We start from the raw sequence: 1,284 nt of genomic DNA on the forward strand, positions 1-1,284 counted from the left end.
AAACTCGTCAGCGCGTCACGAGCGCGCCGACGCGCGCGATCGCCTCCTCGATCACCTCGGGCGCGCACCCGAAGTTCAGGCGCACGTGGCCGATGCCTTCGTCGCCGAACAGTGGTCCGTGATGCAGCGCGACCCGCGCCTCCCGCCGGATGCGCACCGCGGGGTTGTCGCCCCACCCGTAGGCCGACACGTCGATCCAGGCGAGGTAGCCCGCCTGCGGCACCCGGTAGACCGCATCCGGGAGGTGGGACGCGAGAACATCGGCGACGAGGACGCGGTTGAGATCGAGGGTCAGACGCAGCCGCGCCAACCACTCATCGCTCTCGGGCGAGAACGCGGCGACGTTCGCCAGCGCCCCGAACAGGCCGGTGCGCCATTCCACCTCCCACGGGAAGGAGCGGACGAGGGCGGCGTGCTCGTCGGTGCCGACGATGATCTGCGCCGCCTTGAGTCCGGCGAGGTTGTAGGCCTTGCTCGCACTCGTGATCGCGAACCCGGTGCGGGCCGCGGCAGCCGATGCGGTCAGGAACGGCACGAACGGATGCTCGTCGTACACGAGCGGTCCGTGGATCTCGTCGCTCACTACCGCGACATCGAAGCGTTCGGCCAGCTCTGCGAGGGCGGCGAGCGACTCACGCGTGTGCACCGTGCCCGTCGGGTTGTGCGGGTTGCACAGCAGCACCGCACGCGCGCCGGCGGCCAGCGCCGCACCGACGCCCTCGAGATCGATCTCCCAGCCGTCGCTCGTCCGAGCGAGCGGCACCCGCTCGACGACCGCGCCGGCCTCCTCGACGGTGTCGAAGAACGGCGGGTACACGGGCGGCATCACCACGACCCGCTCGCCCGGCGCCACGACCCGGCGCAGTACCTCGACGACCCCCATCATGACGTCGCCGGTCCAGAAGATGCGGTTGCGCGGGACATCCCAGTCCCAGTGCCGCGCCGCGAACCCGCGGAACGCCTCCGCGATACCCGGCTCGGGAGGCGTGTAACCGGTGTCGCCGATCTCCACGGCACGCGCGAGGCGTGCGGTGATCGCCGGGGCGAGGGGGAAATCGGTCTCGGCGACGAACAGCGGCAGGACGTCGTCGGGGTAGCGCCGCCACTTGGTGCTCGACCGCTGTCGGAGCACGTCGATGGGCAGAGCCTCGAGGGGCAGAAGGGTCACCGCTCGAGCCTAGCCAGCACCGCTATGGATGCCGCATCGCGCCGTCAGATCGCGAAACCGAGCGCCCGCATCATGTCGCGGCCGTCGTCGGTGATGCGTTCCGGGCCCCACGGCGG

1 protein-coding gene is annotated in these 1,284 nt (G+C 71.0%); it reads right to left on the reverse strand.

Annotated features, from left to right (window positions below; all coding sequences use genetic code 11):
- Positions 1 to 7 precede the first annotated feature (7 nt).
- On the reverse strand, positions 8 to 1,168 hold the full coding sequence (locus ASG00_RS10065; protein WP_156454692.1) for a MalY/PatB family protein: 1,161 nt from the start codon (positions 1,166 to 1,168) through the stop codon (positions 8 to 10).
- Between the last annotated feature and the right edge of the window lie 116 nt (positions 1,169 to 1,284).

Origin of the sequence: Microbacterium sp. Leaf351 (genome assembly GCF_001423825.1) — a bacterium.
Taxonomy (GTDB): Bacteria; Actinomycetota; Actinomycetes; order Actinomycetales; family Microbacteriaceae; genus Microbacterium; species Microbacterium ginsengisoli.